The 19,781-nt window shown below is 45.8% G+C and carries 17 protein-coding genes; 2 read left to right on the top strand and 15 right to left on the bottom strand.

All coding sequences use genetic code 11. The features are described 5' to 3' along the window. Positions 1-28 precede the first annotated feature (28 nt). The 10 genes from AC1S8V_RS13075 to AC1S8V_RS13030 form a co-directional block, all read right to left on the bottom strand. On the bottom strand, positions 29-1,486 hold the full coding sequence (locus AC1S8V_RS13075; protein WP_482073942.1) for a sensor histidine kinase: 1,458 nt from the start codon (positions 1,484-1,486) through the stop codon (positions 29-31). Continuing rightward, entirely contained in the window at positions 1,464-2,171 is a 708-nt protein-coding gene (locus AC1S8V_RS13070) for a response regulator transcription factor (RefSeq protein WP_482073941.1), read from the bottom strand. Before AC1S8V_RS13070 ends, AC1S8V_RS13075 begins: the two co-directional genes overlap by 23 nt. 199 nt (positions 2,172-2,370) lie before the next feature. After that, entirely contained in the window at positions 2,371-4,329 is a 1,959-nt protein-coding gene (locus AC1S8V_RS13065; protein WP_482073940.1) for an ABC transporter permease, read from the bottom strand. Beyond that, positions 4,304-5,074: an ABC transporter ATP-binding protein gene (locus tag AC1S8V_RS13060; protein WP_036608600.1), complete on the bottom strand. Its 771-nt coding sequence runs from the start codon at positions 5,072-5,074 to the stop codon at positions 4,304-4,306. Before AC1S8V_RS13060 ends, AC1S8V_RS13065 begins: the two co-directional genes overlap by 26 nt. A 306-nt stretch (positions 5,075-5,380) precedes the next feature. After that, positions 5,381-6,364, bottom strand: coding sequence for a sensor histidine kinase (locus tag AC1S8V_RS13055; protein WP_482073939.1), 984 nt, complete (start codon positions 6,362-6,364; stop codon positions 5,381-5,383). Further along, a complete protein-coding gene (locus AC1S8V_RS13050) occupies positions 6,361-7,065 on the bottom strand; it encodes a response regulator transcription factor (RefSeq protein WP_091031246.1) in 705 nt (234 codons plus the stop codon). Before AC1S8V_RS13050 ends, AC1S8V_RS13055 begins: the two co-directional genes overlap by 4 nt. Before the next feature lie 41 nt (positions 7,066-7,106). After that, positions 7,107-8,423, bottom strand: coding sequence for a beta-N-acetylhexosaminidase (nagZ, locus tag AC1S8V_RS13045; protein ID WP_482073938.1), 1,317 nt, complete (start codon positions 8,421-8,423; stop codon positions 7,107-7,109). A 398-nt stretch (positions 8,424-8,821) separates the two neighbouring features. Further along, positions 8,822-9,925: an NADH:flavin oxidoreductase gene (locus AC1S8V_RS13040; protein WP_482073937.1), complete on the bottom strand. Its 1,104-nt coding sequence runs from the start codon at positions 9,923-9,925 to the stop codon at positions 8,822-8,824. A gap of 331 nt (positions 9,926-10,256) precedes the next feature. Further along, positions 10,257-11,570, bottom strand: a complete 1,314-nt coding sequence (locus tag AC1S8V_RS13035; protein ID WP_482073936.1) for a hypothetical protein — start codon at positions 11,568-11,570, stop codon at positions 10,257-10,259. 181 nt (positions 11,571-11,751) lie between these two features. Further along, the gene (locus tag AC1S8V_RS13030; protein WP_482073935.1) at positions 11,752-12,801 is read right to left on the bottom strand and encodes a 2,3-butanediol dehydrogenase; all 1,050 of its coding nucleotides are present in this window, start codon (positions 12,799-12,801) and stop codon (positions 11,752-11,754) included. 385 nt (positions 12,802-13,186) lie between these two features. Here AC1S8V_RS13030 and AC1S8V_RS13025 point away from each other — a divergent pair, with 385 nt between their 5' ends. Continuing rightward, entirely contained in the window at positions 13,187-14,224 is a 1,038-nt protein-coding gene (locus AC1S8V_RS13025; protein ID WP_482073934.1) for a LacI family DNA-binding transcriptional regulator, read from the top strand. 179 nt (positions 14,225-14,403) lie between these two features. On the opposite strand, the gene AC1S8V_RS13020 is transcribed toward AC1S8V_RS13025, so the two are convergent. Further along, a complete protein-coding gene (locus tag AC1S8V_RS13020) occupies positions 14,404-15,372 on the bottom strand; it encodes a D-2-hydroxyacid dehydrogenase family protein (protein WP_482073933.1) in 969 nt (322 codons plus the stop codon). 309 nt (positions 15,373-15,681) lie between these two features. Beyond that, positions 15,682-16,263: a TetR/AcrR family transcriptional regulator gene (locus tag AC1S8V_RS13015; protein WP_482073932.1), complete on the bottom strand. Its 582-nt coding sequence runs from the start codon at positions 16,261-16,263 to the stop codon at positions 15,682-15,684. Between the two features lie 228 nt (positions 16,264-16,491). On the opposite strand from AC1S8V_RS13015, the gene AC1S8V_RS13010 reads away from it, so the two are divergent. Beyond that, complete coding sequence (locus AC1S8V_RS13010; protein WP_482073931.1) at positions 16,492-17,706, top strand: MFS transporter; 1,215 nt, start codon at positions 16,492-16,494, stop codon at positions 17,704-17,706. 7 nt (positions 17,707-17,713) lie between these two features. On the opposite strand, the gene AC1S8V_RS13005 is transcribed toward AC1S8V_RS13010, so the two are convergent. The 3 genes from AC1S8V_RS13005 to AC1S8V_RS12995 form a co-directional block, all read right to left on the bottom strand. Further along, positions 17,714-17,872 (bottom strand): hypothetical protein, encoded by a 159-nt coding sequence (locus AC1S8V_RS13005; protein WP_482073930.1) that lies wholly within the window; start codon positions 17,870-17,872, stop codon positions 17,714-17,716. A gap of 25 nt (positions 17,873-17,897) precedes the next feature. Next, on the bottom strand, positions 17,898-18,344 hold the full coding sequence (locus AC1S8V_RS13000; protein ID WP_482073929.1) for an SRPBCC family protein: 447 nt from the start codon (positions 18,342-18,344) through the stop codon (positions 17,898-17,900). Between the two features lie 161 nt (positions 18,345-18,505). Then, positions 18,506-19,591, bottom strand: coding sequence for an HD-GYP domain-containing protein (locus tag AC1S8V_RS12995; protein ID WP_482073928.1), 1,086 nt, complete (start codon positions 19,589-19,591; stop codon positions 18,506-18,508). Positions 19,592-19,781 lie beyond the last annotated feature (190 nt).

The following is a 19,781-nucleotide window of genomic DNA, read 5'->3' as shown; positions in this document are numbered from 1 at the left end:
CCCTCCACATGGACATTTCTTCTCATATTTAATTTGGAATCTGAATGGTAAACACGGTGGTCTCTCGCCCACGCCGGGAATGGATCAGCCTTCCGCCCATTTTCTCTGTATTACGCTGTGCGATGGACAAACCCAGTCCCGTACCTCCGGTCGCTGTTCGCGCCTCATCCCCTCGTACAAACGGGTCAAAGATCGTTGACCACAGTTCTTGAGGTATGCCCACTCCGGTATCTGCCACTTCAATCACCACATGGGTATCCAACGGAATGAGTTCCACGCGCAGTTCTGTTCCGAGCGGATTATAAGACAGAGCATTGGTGATCAGATTCTGAATGACTCTGGATAGCAGCTCCGGATCATACCTCGCGTAGATCTCCTCATCAGGAACAAGTACATGAAGGACAAACTGTTTCTGTTCAATCTCCCCATAGGTATCTGCCATAATCTCGCGCACGAATTCTCCAATTTCTCTTCTCTGAATATGCATGCGGAAATCGGGCGAATCCACCTTGAGCAGCTCCAGCATATTCTGTATCATGCGTGCAACTTGAACGGACTTGTTATAGATGTATCCCAGGTATCTTTGCTGCCTGTCCTTGTCCTCCCCACGTCCTTCCACCAATGCCTGCGCATATCCCTGTATGGATGTTATCGGTGTCTTCAGATCATGGGACAGATCTACAATCAGTCGCTGTTTGCTCTCTTCGGCATAACGTTTCTCCGCAGATGTGTTCTCAATGACGTCCGCCATGTAGTTAAAGGTCTCACCAATCTGGACAAATTCCCTCTCTGCCGAGATCGACATCCGTGTACTATAATTCCCCTGTATCATCTGCGTAAGACCTGAGGAGAGGATGCTGAGTGGTTTTTTGATTCTCCGTGCAACCCAGTAGCTGTAGACAAAGATCAATAATAAAACCAAACCGATGCCAATCATAATGTAAAAGGATAATGGATGTTTCAGATTGGTAATCAACTGATTATCATTAATCCGCACGCTGACCAGATCACGCGGGATTTTGAGCAATACATACGCTGCCGCTCCTTCTGTCGAGAGAGGAGTGATCGAATAATAGTATTCCTGGTCGCTTCGGTTCTCCAGTCCAGCATACAGATCGCCTTCACTGTATTGGGTGAACGCATCTTGCTTGTCTCCCACATGATGAATAACGTTACGATTTGCATCCAGAATCTCAATCCAGCCGCCGCTGTCCATGAGACGTTGAATCTCTTTATCTTTGCCTTTCGACACCGAACCTCCACCGGAATAAAATTCGTTCTCCAGCTCTGCCACATACACATGGGCTTCGACATTCAGCTCCGGATCAACCACTTGATCCGAGATGCGGAAATCCACGACATCCAGAGATACCATAAGGTACACGATCAGTACCAGTAACAGCAAAAAGAAGTTGAACAGCAAGAAATCCAGTGTCAGGGATGTCTGCAACAGTCGCTTTTCTCTAGCTTTCCATGGGCGCTTCAATTTTGTATCCCAGTCCCCTTATCGTTTTGAGATATTCCGGTTGTCTGGAGTCACGCTCGATCTTCTCCCGAATGTTGCTGATATGTACCATGATTGTGCTGTCCTCGTGCGCATAATAGTCGCCCCAGACCGCTTCGTATATTTTTTTACGGGTGAAGACTCGGCCAGGTTGATCGAGCAACAATTCCATAATTTTATACTCTGTAGAGGTCAATGTTACAGGTGTTCCTGAACGAAAAAGGATACATTGGGATCGATCAAGCGTCAGATCGCCTAATACCAGATTCTGTTCTTTCGCTGCGGGGATCTCTGTTGCATCAAATTGATTGACTCTTCTGAGCAACGCCTCTACTCTCGCGACAATCTCAAGCGGGTTGAACGGCTTCGCTATATAATCATCTGCCCCAAGTCCCAGTCCAAGGATTTTATCGTGATCCTGACTCTTAGCGGATAGGAACAGAACAGGCATGTGATGCGTGGCCCTGATCTGTTTGATTAACTGCAATCCATCCATTACAGGCATCATGATGTCCAGTATGACCAGATCAATCTGTGTTGAACGGATGATTTGCAGCGCCTCGGCTCCATTCACCGCAGTCTTAATGGTATAGTCCTTCTCCAGATAGAGCTGAAGCAGTTCCACAATCTCGGGTTCGTCATCTGCAATTAATACGGTGTATCTCATGTTATTCCTCTCATTTCCTATACTCTATGCCTATCTCTACATTATTACTATATACTACGTCTCTTAATTCAACCTAAATCATTTCTAAAGATAATCTAAATAAATAGAAATAGAGCCCCGGCTTAGGCCAAGGCTTTTAGAAAGTAAGCTTGAGAAACAACTTTATGATCATTTTGTGTCTGAGAAAATAGTTCTTTTTTTAGACTAGCTTGGAATACATATGACGCAAATACCGCCAGCGAACAAGTGTAAAATACAGAATCTGCATGGAAGCAAACACCATGAAAATACGCAGACTGTATCCGATAACCGAGAAATCGACCAACTGCTGCAACGCTACAAAGGCAACCGAACTGTGGATGACCGCCACCAAGAGTGGCAGGAAGAACATAAGCAATAGCTGCCTTGTTACGATCTTGCGGAGTTCGGGACGACTCAGTCCCATTTTGCCAATCATACGATACTGCGCTTCATCCCGTTCCAGATCTGCGTAGAGTCTGAAATACGTGAAACTTGCTGCAAAGGTGAAGAAAACAATGCCAATCAGACCGCTCAAGATCAGAATGATCCCGTTTGTTTGTTTGGAATTAAGCCAGTCCACCACAAGCGCGCTGATCTCGTAGTAACCTCGATCGGATTGATCATTTTGAATGGATTCGATTAACTCAGGAGCGAAGCTGCGTGTACTCATCCAATCTTTTACGACAAATTGGGTCGTTCGCATGGAATAGAAATCTTCAGGCATCCCCACTTCCTCGTTGTACGCTGGTCTCATCTTCTCAAACAATTCGTCGGTTACGACGTAGAGATTAATTTCATTTTGAAAAGGAATCACAATATCGATACCCGGGGTCGATAGCTGAACAGGTACGCGCCGATTATCAATCTCCAGATTAATCTCTATCCCTGAGAATCCTTGTTCGGCCTGATCACGGTACTTCTTACGAACCGCCAAATTGCTTGGTGTCATAAATGACTCATCGATCTGTTTCAACGTGCGTTCCTCATACCCGAGTGCCTTCGCCAGACGATTATAATCACTTAGCTTGATAATATTTCCATTATTATTTTCATAGAGCGGCGCATAGCTACCTTTGACATAGGGAACTTCATGATCAATCAACGTTTCTTCAATCTGCCGAATATGTCGCTCGGAGTCGGGAGTATCCCATGAATTCATATAGCTGAATGCATACGGATTCGACATGGACGACAACCCCGGGTCAGCAATCGCGAGCATGGTGCCAATTCCCGTAAATGAAGAAGCCGAGATGATACTTACCATGAAAAACATGATCGCGTTATCTTTCATCCGATAGGTAAGTTCAGATAGGAAGAGCAGATTGGTTTTACGGAAAAACAATCTTGGATTTCTTTTGAGTGCCCGAATGATGTATACACTGAGCTGTGTGAACAGGAAGTACGTACCTGCAATAACGATCACGACACTTGCGAGTAATAACGGAAACGAGAAGCTTACCCATACAAAAGTGAATACTCCTGCATAGCCTCCGCCAATCAACAATACGGATAACAAGGCGAGCAGACGTGATGCTTTCGGTTCCGGTTTCGGTTTTTCCTCTGATTTCACAAGGTCAATGAGAGTTCCTTTGCGTATGAGCAAGGATGATGACATCGCGATAATAACAAACAGCAGCAGAAATGCACCAGCCGTCAGAGCAATGCCTTTTAGCGGAAAATAGAATCGAAGGCTGTTCTCAACAGCCAGCATGGAGCCACAGATCAGCAGGATTAATTTGCCGAAAATAATTCCGAGCCCGATGCCGGTAATGATCGAAGCTAATCCGATACACATGTTCTCCATAAACAGAAGCCGGTTCATCTGTTTGCGTGTCATGCCAATGATCAGGAAAATACCAAATTCCTTCTTACGCGTCTTCAGAAATGAACCTACCGAGTAGAGCAGGAACAGGAATGAAAAGATGAATATAATGATCTCTGCAATCATAAACCCCTGATTTGCAAGCAACGTAACCGTACCACTTGATCCCTTTAACCCCGCTTTCAGATCAGGATGGAACAGGAGCAATGCGTAGGTAAAAAAGATCATAACGGAAAATGTACTGCTCAGAAAATGAGCCAGATAAATTCGTTTGTTGCGAACAACGTTATTAATGGCGAACTGGCGAAAATTCATGTCCTGACCCTCCCATTAGGGATAATACATTAATAATCTTCTGGTAAAAAGCTGCACGATTATCGCCGTAGTGAATTTCATTATACAGTTTGCCATCCTTGATAAAGACAACCCGACTGCAATAACTTGCAGCTACTGCATCATGAGTGACCAGCAACATCGTAGCCTGATCCTCCTGATTGCGCGTTTCGAGAATCTCCATGACATCTCTTGCCGCCTTCGAATCCAAGTTGCCTGTTGGCTCATCAGCCAGAATCAGCTTCGGGGAATGGATAAGCGCTCTGGCAATGGCCGTACGCTGTGCCTGTCCTCCTGATATCTCATATGTCCGTTTGTTCAGAATACCCTCGATCCCCAGCTTGCTTGCCAGTTGTTCCACACGTGTGTTCATCTCTGCTAGCGAAACACCGTCAAGAGTCAGTGGCAGCACAATGTTTTCCTTGACTGTCAGGGTATTTAACAGATTGAACGATTGAAACACGAAACCAAGCTCTTTGCGCCGGAACAGCGCAAGTTCGTCCTGATTCAATTCAAACGGATTCTTCCCTGCAATCCGCAGTTCTCCTGATGTTGGATGATCAATGGTTGAGATCATGTTCAGCAGCGTTGTTTTGCCACTACCCGATGGTCCCATGATGCCAACAAACTCACCTTCCTGAATACTGAGGTCAATACCTGATAACGCTTCATAAGATACGATGCCTTTGTAGATTTTACTGATCTGTTTCACAGAACAAATCTCCATGGTTACAACTCCTTAGTGATGTATGAATTCAAAATTAAGTTACATTCATGCTGTGTGCATGCGTATTGTGCGTGGCCTTTCCTGTGATCTTCTGACTACAGTCTATCGAAGTTTCGGCCATTCTCCTATGGTTTAACCTTTCATCAACATGACAATGTTGTAAGGTTGCATCATGGAAAGCAAAAAGACGCCTTCGCCCCGATCAGGCAATAGACGTCTATACTTATATTTTAACTTATACTCACACTCATACTTCTTCAACAAAATACACACCTCATGTCCCAATCTTACCTTCAATCTGTCACTTCAGGAGTTGAATGTAATTCGGACAGTCGTTCCTTCGCCGTACACGGATTCAAGATCAATCCGATGATTCATTCGCATCAGTACTTCTTTAGCAATATACAGCCCCATGCCTGTGGACTCTTTGAAATGCCGCCCGTTCTCCCCGGTGAAGAAAGGCTGGAATACCCGATTCAGATCAGACTTCGGAATACCAATGCCTTGATCCTGCACTTCCAGCATGATAGAGCGTTCCGCTTCATACGCACGCAGATGAATTTTTTGCCCGCTGCCCGCAGAGTACTTGATTGCGTTCGACAGTAACTGTACCAAGACAAAACGAATCCACTTGGCATCGGATTGTACAACCAGCGCAGAATCTATATGCATCTCTGGATAGACGTGATTGCGGATGAAGAATCGCTTGAGCTCATGGATCGCCTCTTCCCCAGCGGTCTTCAGTATCACAGGTTCAACACTAAAATCCTGTTCGAAGGTATCCAAGCGGGCCACATACAGCACAGTCTCCAAACCTCGTCTCATCTGGTCCGCTTCCTCCCGAATGCTGATGAGCCGAGGATCGTCATCCTCCTGATCTTCCACGGTCAACTCAATGACGGATAGCGGTGTCTTCATCTGATGTACCCACTGATTCATGAACGTCAGATATTCTTGCTGCCGCTGTTCCAGCCGATGCAGATGAGCATGATACTGCCCGTATTGTGAATCCAGCAGCTTCTCCAGTGCCAGTGATAAAGGACTTGTTTCGTTCAATGGTACAAATTCCTTCAGCGAATCCATCGATCGTGACATCCGGGTATAAAAGGAGCGATGTGAATAATAACGATACACCAAATATCCGATGTATAAAAATAATCCCAGCGTTACGGCATAAGCAGCCGTGACCCAATCGTTGTAACCGTCATACCAGAACACTGCAACAACGGTGAACAAGATGGCAACAACCCAGCACGTTAAAGCGAGATGTTCTCGTATAAACAATCTCATGATGGAGAAGAAGCTTTCCAGTTATTGTTCAATCGGTAACCCGAACCTCTGACCGTTTCCAGTGCATCCGTAATACCAAGCTCGGCTAATCGCTTACGCACCCGAGTAACGTTAACGCTGAGTGTATTGTCATCCACAAAAGAGTCATCCCACAGCTTCTCCAAGATTGTCTCTCTGCTCACCAGCTTGGGACTGCGGCGCAGTAACGTTTCCAGCAGAATCGTTTCCTTCTTCGTCAGCTGCACTTTGCGATCACCAAGCTGAATCTCCAGTCTTTCCAAGTACACGACCAAGCCGTCCAGTTCCACCTTGCGTTCTTCGTCACGTGCAGCATAATCCCCATATACCCGGCGCAGCTGACTACGAATTTTGGCTATAACAATCTCATGCTCAAATGGCTTCGTGATATAATCATCCGCCCCATTCTCCAGTGCCATGACCTGATCCATCTTCCCACTCCGCGCGGAGATAAACAAAATGGGGCATGTGGACAGCGTACGAATCTGGCGGCACCAATAGAAACCATCGTAACTGGGCAAGTTGATATCCAGAAGTACCACATGTGGCTGCACCTGCTCAAACTGTTGCACAATCATCTCAAAATCCTCGACCAGAACGGCCCGGTCCCCGTAGCGTTCAATATGTGATTTCAATAATCCCGCAATCTTGGGATCATCCTCTATTATCATAATGGTATACATTATTGGATCTCACCTCTGGCAAAATCATAACACAGGATTTATTATCTAGCATCGATTTGCTTACGCCAATCCACAATATCTGCATTCAATTGCTTCAGGTCTCCGGAAGCTTTCTGATCATCCGATAACTTGTATTGTTGCTTCAATGTCAGGATGCGACGTACACTTTCATCGATTCGAGACTCAGAGATCTCACCTGACTCCACTGCACTCATCAGTGTATCAAAAATCGTCTTGGCACTTTCATAACTGTGAGCTACCAATAGAATGTCACTTCCTGCTTTTACGGTTGCCAGGGCAGCGTCTTCCAACTTGAAGTTCTTCGCGATTGCTCCCATACTCAGGTCATCTGTGATGACGACACCGTCATACTTGAATTTTCCACGCAAATGTTCACCAATAATGACATTGGATAAGGAAGCCGGATGATCCGGATCAAGCTTCGGGAACAAAATGTGTGCAACCATGACCGCCTCTACCTGCTCCTTCACTGCGGCCTGGAACGGAATCCATTCAAGCTCAGCCAGTTGTTTTTCCGTTTTATTCACGACAGGCAGATCGAGATGGGAGTCCACGGACGTATCACCATGACCCGGAAAATGTTTCACTACCGGGATAATGCCTTCACTCCGCAGACCTTTCATCTCAGCAATCCCCATACGTGACACCAGTTCTGCCGAGCTGCCGAATGAACGATCTCCGATCACCGGGTTCTTCGGGTTACTGTTTACATCCAGCACAGGAGCAAAATCCACATTAAAACCCGCAAGCTGAACTTGTCTGGCCAGCAATTCCCCCATCGTTTCAGCAAGCGCGCTATCATTCGTCTCGCCTACTTTTCCACTGGAAGGAATGGATTCCACCGTCTCCGGCATACGACTGACTTTGCCGCCCTCCTGATCCACACTCATGAAGATCGGTACCGGGTTGGACTGATTCGTTTCCTTAATGGATTGCACAAACTTGGCTGTCCCCTCAAGTGTTGTTACATTGTTGGCATAGAAAATAATGCCCCCTACCTTCTGATCCGTAATCATCTGTTTGGCTTGATCATCCAGCGTTGTCCCCTGAACACCAGCGAGTATCATCTGTCCAATCTTCTCTTCCAACGTTAATGAACGGAGCTGTTCCTGTACCGGATCGGCTTCCTCCTGCACTTCTTCCTGCAGTGGAACGGTATTCTGCTCCGGCGATGAGGATGGCTGCCCTGCGTTCGTGCCAGTGTTCGAGTCCGTTGCGGAGGAAGGTTTCTGTGCTTGGCCACATGCCGATAAAAGCAGAACGATCCCCAGCAGAAGACATATCATATGCAGTGGTTTTCTCCATTTATTGTTCGAGTTGTACCTATAGTTGTACAAGGATATTCATCCTCCTTATGTAGTGTCGTCTTGGTAATCTAAAGGTTCAGGCCTAACCTTATCACAAGGTGAATGATTTTCAAAATGAGCGCTTCTGAAGATCAAATCGTTGTTCAGACACTTAAGCGGCAAAAAAAGTGGTTGCTCTGGGACCTGAGATGTGGAACTTAATGGTGTTGTGACCAGGCGCGTGTGTGATGTATGCGGACGATGGAAAGGAGTAACGGTGCAGAAAATGCTTTTCTATTGTGAATTTTTCATATGTTGAAATTATCCTTATAGGTAGATCAAAAAGCCGCCCAAAGGCGGCTCATTTGTTCGTTTTTGTTTCATTTTTCATTGTAAATCGTTGTCGTTCAGGGTTGGGTCATCTTTCGCCAAACGTTCTTACCCTTCTATTAATGGAGTGTTTGCAACACTTCCGTTGTAAATGGAATGATTTCGGATATGCGACCTTCACGAACTTTGGCAGGCCATTCGGGATCACTAAGCAGAACGCGACCCAAGGCGATCAAGTCAAATTCATTATTCTCCAGCTTCTCATTCAATAGATCCAGATGGGCATCCCCTGTTCCCTGGTTCTCGATTGCTCTATCCACAAATTCAGCTTCAAGACCTACCGATCCAACCGAAATAGCTGGTTTACCCGTTAATTTTTTCGTCCAACCCGCAAGGTTCAGCTCGGAACCTTCGAATTCCGGTAACCAGAACCGGCGTGTAGAGCAATGGAATATATCCACGCCAGCAGCACTGAGTGGTGCCAGGAATTGCTCCAATTGTTCTGGCGTCTCCACCAGACGTGCCTCATAATTCCCCATCTTCCATTGGGAGAACCGGAGCACAATTGGGAAATCAGGACCAACCTCCGCACGGCAAGCTTCAATCACTTCAACCGCAAATTGGGTTCGCCGTACCAAATCACCACCATACTTGTCCGTCCGTCGATTCGTCTGCTCCCAGAAGAATTGGTCAATCAGGTATCCATGGGCTCCGTGCAGCTCAATTCCATCAAATCCGATTCGCTTTGCATCCGCTGCCGCTTGGGCAAATGCCTGAACAAGACCTTGAATCTCATCTTCCGTTAATGGTTCACGTGATGGTTCACCTGCCATGCTAACCCCTGAAGGACTTACCGGCTCAGCTTCTGCATTAGGCAAGTCGCCGGAACGACGAGCTGTACCCACATGCCACAGTTGTGGCATGATTTTGCCACCCGCTTCATGTACTGCTTTCACGACGTTAGCCCATCCTTGCAGAGAATCTTCACCATGGAACAATGGAATACTCGCCCCACTAACGGAGGACGGATGATTAATGCCTGTACCTTCCGTAATGATAAGCCCCACTCCACCTGCTGCTCTGCGGCGGTAATATTCCACAACTTCTGGTCCAGGTACGCCCTCTGGTGAGAATCCACGTGTCATGGGTGCCATAACGATTCGGTTAGACAGTGTTAGCTTGTCCGAGGTGAAGGGTTTAAATAATGCTGAAGGTACGTTCATGGTATATTGCTCCTTTGCAATTGGAAGTATGAAACTCCGCATTTACACGAAATGCGACATGCTTTTGTATAAAGTAACAGATGTAATCCAGCTGTCTGGTTAACGTTAATTCTCTATCTATTTTATAGCTTCTTAATTTTATTTTCAAATTTTTGAAGTTGGGCGTTCATACTAATCTTATAGACAAAAAAGAGAGCTACCATATGGCAGCCCCTGTTTGAGCACACTACCGAAGCAGTCTTTCCTGCACTCTACTACATCTTCAGGTGTTTTCCCGGTCACCAATAATGTGGATGTGGCATAGTATATAATCCATAATCTTCCTTCCAATTTAATTAGCATTCACCGGGATATCACTGCGGTTCACTCGAAGTAATTTTCCTGAAGAAGTAGACAGCACATCGGGGTCCGTACCGAGACCGAAGTAGAAGTCACCTTCATTCTCTTCGAATGACTTGGCATACGTATCCTGGTTAAAGCGCAAAATCTCATTCCATGTAGTCAGATCCGTTGATTGGTAAACCCGGTTGATATACAGATTGGCACTTTGACGTGTGTACGTGAGTACATACACCTTGCCGTCCCGTAACAGTACATCCGTCGGAAGCGCCTTGGCATCTGGAAGATTAACTCGTCTTGCCTGATTAATGTCGGTCATGACATTCAAGGATTTGGGCAGCAGCTGCCCATCATTGAACACGCCTCCCGCTATATAGAGCAACTTGTTATTTAAGTTAACATTTTTACCTATTTTATTATAAGGAATTGTACCCGATTGATAAGTGAGTCCTGGCAGCATTTTGCTACCGTAGATGACAACATCCCGTTTCTCAAGCTTTTCGTTAATCTCCAGGATATTGGTTTTGTCATTCCATATTTTATTGGCTGGATACATCATGCCAGAGGCATATAACTTGCCATTAAGATGGAACATGGTATAGGCCCGGAAGCCAAAGGTATTGATCGTCGCATATTTCTGCCAAGTTTCACCTTCATTATGAGAGATTAATATGGTTGGTTTGGAGTCCGTACCCAGCGCGGCAAACATCTTGCCCTGATAAGAGGCCAAATCATATACGTGCACACCGAGTGGAAGATTACGATATTTGGTCCACACCTCTCCATCCAAACGATAGAAGTTGCCCAGTTCCCACTTCTCACTATCCGAATCATTGCCAGGGATATATAACTTGTCGTTCAGCACTCTGTAAATGTCAATCTGTTCCTCATCCACATACATCTTCGGCGATGGCATAATGCCCGAATTGCTGTTAGTCACCGATTGGGTCTTGAATTTCGCATTCGCTGTATCAAAATAAATGACTGGAATAGGGCCTGAATTCGGCGCTACGCCCAGATTGCTGCTATTTCCGTGGCCCAAATATATTTTGCCGTTGTACAGTTGCATGTCCCAGACGTTATTAGCATATGGTGTTTTGGTAAAAGGTCTGCCTAGCAGTTCGATCTTCGATGTTACATCCGGTGAACTGATCGGTGCATTCGACACCTTGGCAAGCCCACGTTCCGTCGCAGGGGGTTGACTCGTTGACGTGGTGTTTTTCGGTTTGGAGTTCCCCATAAGCATCCAGCTCATTCCTGCGACAATGGTCAAAATTACGACTGTCCATTTTGTATGTCTCTGCATGTCCGCTTCCTCCTTCATCTTTTCATGATCATTACCTTCACACCAAGATGATACAAATTGTATCTTTTCATACTATGTAAAACCACCCGTACATGCAATAAATTCCGCCCTATTTATACAAAAAAAGTAGACAATCACATCTGTTGATGTGTTGTCTACTCGTTCTTACTGCCTGTGAATGCTATTCTGCTTTCACCAGAATCTTAACCTGATTTTTCTCTTTCAACAGTGCTTCAAATCCATGCTCTACCACTTCATCCAACAAAATTCGTTTGGTCACCAGCTTGTCTGCCGGGAAGAAACCTTTATCCATCAGACTGATAACCGCCGGGAAAACATCACGATAACCAATAATGCCATTGACCGTACGTTCTTTCATGACAATCGAGTTCGGGTGAATCGGCGCTTCCTGTTCGAAAATGCTAACGATCATCAGTTCACCGCCAATGCGCGTTGAATCAATGGCTTGTTGCAATACACGGGGAACACCCGTTACTTCATAGGCTACGTTCACGCCGCCTTGAGTACGTTGATGGATCTCTTCCACTACATTAAACTGCATTGGATCAATCACAATGGCACCGAGTTCTTCGGCTTTTGCTTTCCGCTCATCCGACAACTCCACAACATAAATATCCGACGCTCCCGAAGCTTTCAGCGCTTCAATGACCAGTAGTCCGATTGGACCTGCGCCAAACACTGCTGCCGTATCGCCCACTTTCAGTTTGCTTTGGCGCACGGCGTGAAGTGCTACAGCTGAAGGTTCAACCAACGCACCTTGCTCATACGAGATTGAATCCGGTATGGCATGTACCATGTTTTCTTTAGCAGTTACATACTCGGAGAAACCTCCGCCGCCTCCAGCGAGTCCAAGGAAACCCATCTGATCGCACAGATTGTATCTGCCCTGTTTACAAGCTTCGCAGTGTCCACAGGCATAGATTGGTTCTACCACAACACGATCGCCTGCCTTGAAACGTGTAACGCCTTCCCCTACTTCAACCACCTGTCCTGAGAATTCATGCCCCATAACTATAGGTGCTTGCTCCCCTGTTAGCGGATGCGGAGCTTGAGCCGGAATGAAGATCGGACCTGCTGTATACTCGTGCAAATCACTGCCGCAGATTCCGCACCATTCCACTTTTATTTTGACCTTACCTTCTTCAGGATGAGGTTCATTAATATTTTCGAGACGTAAATCTTTGACTCCATGCCAGCGTAATGCTTTCATTTGTTTCATCTCCCAGATCATAAGTTTTGATACAATCGGAAACGTTTCCGTAAATTAAATATGTCACATTTGAGATACGCTGTCAAACATATTTCCCCATTAATATGTCTATTTCGTGATCATATCGAGTTCACTTTAGAATGCTTAACTTTAATTAAAGTTATCTTAACGGTATTGCAAACGATGCAATCCATCTTCTTAACATATATTCACGGCAAATATTATTGCAGACCGATTGAAATTTAATCAGGCCTCGGCATAAATCTGATCCTTGCAGAAGATACTTCATAACTCAAATGTTATAATCAAGATATAAAACCATCGTGAAATGCATACATATCCCGATAATTCGGAATCGTTTCCGATAAAGTGAGGTAACCATACATTGAGTAAAGAACAGAAACTTACGATCAAGGATGTGGCAGAACGTGCTGGCGTGGGCATCGCTACTGTATCCCGGGCCATCAACAATTCAGAAGGCATCAGTAGTAAAACACGGGATAAGGTGATGCAAGCTATTGAAGAACTAGGATTTGTACCCAACACCTCCGCACAGAGTCTGAAAATCCGGCAAACCCACCAGATTGCACTCGTTGTACCCGACATACGTAACGCCATCATTCCGGAAATTTCCTGGTCAGTGGAGCAAACGGCGAAGCAGCATGGATACCATGTTGTGCAGATCAATACAGCGGGCAATGCTCGAACCGAACTGGAAACCATTCGCAATGTAAAAAAACTGCATGTGGATGGACTGATCTTCATGCCCCTGGCTTATCCCAAAACGTTGCCCGGACTCATTGATAAAGCCCCTCTCCCCATCTCCATGATTAATTACGGGAAGAAACTGGAACCGGGCATGAAGGCAGATATCGTCTCTTTGTCTCAACCAGAAGGCAAATTGGTGATGGAACATCTGTTCAAAATCGGCCGGACTCGAATCGCATATGCCGGAGCTCCGAAGGACATTATTGAAGAACGCTTCCGCGCTTATGAGCAAGCCGTAGGCCATGTGGATATCTCTCTTGTATATTTTGGTGAGGACTTTTCACTGAACACCGGCGCCAATGCTGCAGATTATTTCTATGGTCTTACGCATATGCCAGATGCAGTCTATGCCATTAATGACATGGTCGCCATCGGATTGGTTAATCGCTTCAAGGAGTTAGGGATTCGTGTACCCGAGGATGTGGCTGTGGTAGGCGTGGATAATAATCAATGGACCACTGTCTCGTCTCCACAGATTAGTTCTGTGTCCATCATGGGGGAAGAAGTTGCCAGGCTCGCTACCGAGTTATTGTTAAAACGAATTCGGGAGATGAACACGACCGATTACGAGCACATTCAATTTGAACCGCGCTTAATTGTTCGTGAATCAAGTGTTACCACGATCCGTTCTTCTTCGCCAGGACCGCACACGTAAACTTGGTGAGTGGGATGGAATACTTTACGGCTACGGCTGTGGCAATCTCTTCAGTTCTTCTTCTATACGGATACATTAAAAAGGTGTTGCTCAGGGATAATCCGATCCTGGCAACACCTTAATTGTCGTTGAGTTCATATATTTATAACTGATGTGCCGTTATTCAGCACACATTTATTCTAAGGAAGCAGTTGCCTGATCGGTGTTCCCTTCAGAAACATCTCTACGTTCTCCACGGTGTGATTATAATAGATCTCATAATTGCCACGAGTCACATAACCCAGATGCGGTGTTGCCAGGACGTTGGGCAATGTTCGCATCACATGGTTAACCGGTAACGGTTCCTGCTCATATACATCCAGACCTGCACCAGCAATCACACCACTCTGCAACGCCTCCACCATAGCTTCCTGATCGACAATGCCCGCTCGCGACGTATTGATGAATAGCGCACTAGATTTCATTTGTTGAAATTCAGCTTGTCCGATCAGATTACGCGTACGATCACTTAATACCAGATGAATGGATACGATGTCGCTCTGTGCAAGGAGTTGCTCCTTGGTCTCGGACCAGATCACTCCATGTTTTTCGGCTTTTTCTGGTGTCAGATTCTCGCTCCAGGCGATCACATTCATGCCGAATGCTTGTGCGATCTCAGCCATACGAGTACCTATTTTGCCCAAACCGAGTAATCCAAGTGTTCTTCCATGCAGATCCAATCCTAATGTGCTCTGCCAGTTTCGATTGGAGCGAAGTGCATTATTTTCTGTAACCAGCTGTCTGGACAGTCCCAGAATAAGAGCCCAGGTAAGTTCTGTTGGTGGATTGGAGCTTCCCTCCGTTCCACACACAATGACTCCGTGCTGCTCTGCAGCCCTGAGGTCTATGGACGCATTGCGCATACCGCTTGAAATCAGAAGTTTTAGCCGGGGGAGCTGAGAAATGACCTTCTCCGGAAACGGTGTACGTTCCCGCATAAGGACCACCATATCGAAATCCTGCAATTCCTGAAAGACTTTCTCTTCTGAGCCCATATAGTTATTGAATGTCTGAATCTCCACCCGATCCATCAACGGACTCCAGTCCGCTGACGTCAGCGCAACGTTCTGATAGTCATCCAAAACGGCACAGCGCAACTTCGCATTCATTCCTGATCTCCTCCTTTATCTGCTCAATTCTTGTCTATATAAATTAAACTAAAGAATATTTACACTGGTCACTCCAATGACAGAACAACCTTCTGATCGCTGTTATCCCCAGATTTTCTTCGATTCCTTTTTATAAAGGAAAAATCCGGGGATAAGCTTATGCTTCCGATGTAGCTTTCTTCCAGAAAGCTTTTAGGCGAACGCTCCGCTTCCTCAGCTTATTTCTGTCCTCTCCGTTTTGTGTAAATGTTAAGTTCAATTTATATATATTGTAGCAACTCCGCATCACTTTCAAAAGTATCATTCCGATTACTGTAACAAAGATAGTGTAACCTGGATGCTCTGCTCTACAAACAAGCGGTCCGGTCCTGATTTCATCAATACAGTTAATCCAATCATGGATACAACCAGAGACTGTGCGACCGCACTCGCGTTCATGTCAGTAGACAACTCCCCGCTCTGTTGCCCTCGTTCTATCGTTTCTTTGAAAAGAACACCCAGATACATCTGATGCTCCCGTGTAAGGACAGCGAATTTGGGATCATGTGGAGCCAGCTCAACCATCGTATTAATGCAAAAACAGCCGTGACTGGGCTCGTTTATACTTCCCTCTGCTCCTATATGTTCAAACAATCCACGAAAGGCTTCCCGCACGGAGGAGCCCTGTTGAAGTCTGGCTCTGACTTGAGCCGCATGCTGAGTGGTATACCGTCGAAGCGTTGTTTCGAATAATTCCTTTTTATCCCCAAAGGCTGCATACAGACTGGGACGTTGAATGCCCATTGCAGTCGTCAAATCACTCAAAGATGCCGCCTCGAACCCCTTATCCCAAAACGTGTGCATCGCTGCATCGAGTGCTTTATCCGTATCAAATTCCCGTTGTCTAACCACACAGTCCACCTCTTTATGTATCGATCAGTATTTATTATATTGTAATCTCATCCCAAGTAAGAAGTCAAAGCTAATTAATACAGAAGTAAATTTTTCCAGATACACAGCGTGATTCAATGAATTTTAAAACTCACTAAATCTCAGTTGACAGAATTCAAGCAAATAAAGTATGGTTATGCGGAAACATATCATACCAATCAGTACATAACAGAAAGGTGAAATCCATTTATGCAAACTTCTTCTTCAGATGCACAGTTATCCAACCAAGATCGTCCCGCTATGTCACGGTTAGTTGCTCTACTCTTTGCCGTGTGCAGCGGACTCGCGGTAGCCAATATCTATTATGCTCAGCCTTTGCTGGACTCCATTGCCCAGGAGTTCGGTATCTCTACATCATCCATAGGCATTGTCATCACAGTAACTCAAATATGTTATGCCCTGGGGCTGTTCCTTCTCGTTCCACTTGGTGACCTCTTAAATCGCCGTAAGCTGATCATCATTCAAATGCTCTTATCCGTGCTTGCACTGATTCTCGTAGGAACTGCACAGTCCAGTTCCCTTTTATTCATGGGGATGGCGGTCGTTGGTTTATTAGCCGTCATTACGCAAACATTGGTTGCCTTTGCTGCATACTTGGCAGCCCCTTCAGAACGTGGCCGCATTGTCGGACAGGTAACCAGCGGAATCGTCATCGGCATTTTACTTGCACGAACGGTTGCAGGTACGCTGAACGATTGGCTCGGCTGGAGATCGGTATATCTCTTCTCTGCCAGCCTTACATTACTCGGAATTGTCGCCTTATTTTTTGTTCTCCCAAGGCAACAATCCCCACAAGTAAAACAAAGCTATATCCAATTACTCGGCTCCGTCTTGCAACTGTACCGTGAGTTGCGTGTGTTACGAGTACGAGGTGTGCTGGCCATGCTGATTTTTACAGCCTTCAGCATCTTGTGGACTTCCATGGTACTGCCACTAAGTAGCCCTCCACTGTCCCTGTCTCATACGGTCATAGGTGCATTTGGTCTCGCAGGAGCGGCTGGAGCACTGGCTGCTGCCCGTGCAGGTAAACTCGCCGATAGGGGCCTTGGGCAAAAAACAACCGGCGTCTCTCTTGTCATTCTGCTCTTGTCCTGGCTGCCCATCGGTTATGTCCATCACTCTTTGTGGTTCCTGATCCTGGGTGTTATCCTACTCGATCTCGCCGTGCAGGCCGTACATGTTACCAACCAGAGCCTGATCTACGAAGTTCGCCCCGAAGCACAGAGCCGCCTGACGGCAGCTTATATGATCTTTTATTCCATCGGCAGTGCAACCGGCTCCATCGTTTCTACCCAAGTGTATGCATGGGCGGGCTGGACAGCTGTATGCTGGTTAGGTGCGGGTGTTAGTGCAACCGCACTTCTGTTCTGGATGATCGATCGTTATATGCATCGGAATCTGTAACTTTGAGTTAGTCCAGTTTATTCCACACCACAATAAAGAGGGTTGCTAACGGACCAAATAACAGGGAAATCAGAAACCAGTTCAGACCACTTCTGTTTTTTCCCTGTGCCAGTCCGGCATTAATCAAGGCAAGGGTGCCCCAACCTACATAAAATTCATTATCCATCAAACGTTTTCTCTCCTTTATCCGTTTAATTCCGGCTGCTGCTCAAGTATCTCTTTGAGTTTACGATTGCGACTCTCCAGAAATGCCAGAGTCGCTCCGTTGCCCAACCCAGCAATCCAAGTGGCGCCTCAAACCGCAGCGTATCTCTCATGCAAGTCAGCTGTTCTCCGCATACGCTAAAATGATGTTCATGCCGCATGCTCTTGAAAGTCCCTTTCTCCATCTGATCCACAAAGAGGAAAGGTCGTTCAAACTGCACGATTCGGGACTTCAGCTTCTGTCTGACACCAAAATGAGTAGCCTGAAATGTAACTGTATCCCCTGCTCCAATTCTTCCTGTGGTTACTCCTGCGACTGCTCGCTCTCTCGTATGTTTCCAGACGGTCTGAGTATGTACATCAATATCCCGGGCAGCGTCAAAGCACCGTTCAATCGAGGCATGTATCGTAATCTCGGTTTTCACTTCAATCATGCGATCGCTCCTATAAAGTCAAAATAAAGTCTTTGCAAAGTATACGCTTGCTTCCTTGGTCGAACAACACATCAAGGATGATATAACAAAAAACGGGTCCCCTGTCTTAGTACAGGAAACCCGTCTTACTTGTATTGGTAGAATAGCAATGACTATCGATCTTAAATAAGTAATTCATCAATGGCAAGCGTACGCTCTTTGGAGAGATCACGATATTCTTCAGACTCCACTTTGATGAGCGGTTTGAAAATATCAGATGTATTGTTCATGACAATAACACCTTTTTCTCCATTGCTCAGCAGCACCTGTTTGCCGATGAAATTAGGAAGTAAATGTTGCATCAATGCCTGAACCGGCTTTTCATTCAATTTACCAAATCCCATGGCATAGATATCTCTAAGGTTGTTGATCAGGTTTGGATTGCTTCCTCCGTGGTTGCCGGATCTCATGCCGATGTAGATATCGGCCACAGATACAATCTGGGTGTACGGATGAATCTCACCTTTCTCAAGCTGCATCGGATAACCAGACCCATCTTCCCGCTCGTGATGCTGTAGAGCAACCAGTGCTGTCGCTTCATCTGTCATCGAATTTTTGATAATTTCATGACCATATATGGTGTGACGCTGCATTTCAAGCTGCTCGTCTGCTGTCAACGGTTCTGTTTTGTTCCGAATCCGGTGGGATACTTTGCACTTTCCAATGTCATGCAGATAGCCACCACGACTAATCTGATAACTTTCCTTCTGAGAATATCCAAGCCAGTTCGCGAGATAGAAGGACAACAATCCTACCTGGATTGAATGTGTATAGTTATTGACGTCATCCCGCTCCAGCATCATCAGGAGATGAACCACATCTTTCTGCTCATCCAGTCCCTCAACCATCGGCTGCAGTGCGTCATCCACCATGGTGGCGTTGAACTTGCCAACGGTCAGAGCTTCGAGAAAAGCATTTTGATAATTATGTACTGTCTGAATAAATTGGGACTTCAGCTCTTCTTCAGGCGGTTCTTCCTTCGTACTTATCCCGGAAGCATGCTTTGCGGCTGCAGCAAAAAATTCTGCTTCAGTGATTTCCTCTTCGCGTGATTCAATATCTACATAATCTACACGGTGCTGCATAAGCAAGGAGATATCCTCACCTTTGATCACAGTTCCCTTCCCGAGAACGTGTAACCCTGCATCGCTGAATGTATCCGCAGTCAGACGGTCTCCGTCTTGCAGGTTCATAATATGGATTCTCAAATCGGTATTCCCCCTGAACAATTCATTATAGTAACAGCACCCAATGGATCGGGTCCACAAAAATACCTATACTTCTTTATATCGTTATAATTCTTCATTTCATACATAGTTCAAACGACCTTAATCGCAAAGGTAAATACGAACATATAAGACTTTGTCCTCACTCTTGCATCCAAATAGTCCCGGTTTT

Source organism: Paenibacillus sp. B46(2026), assembly GCF_056786355.1.
Note: the sequence above shows the minus strand (reverse complement) of the source record. Positions and strands in the feature narration are given on the sequence as shown.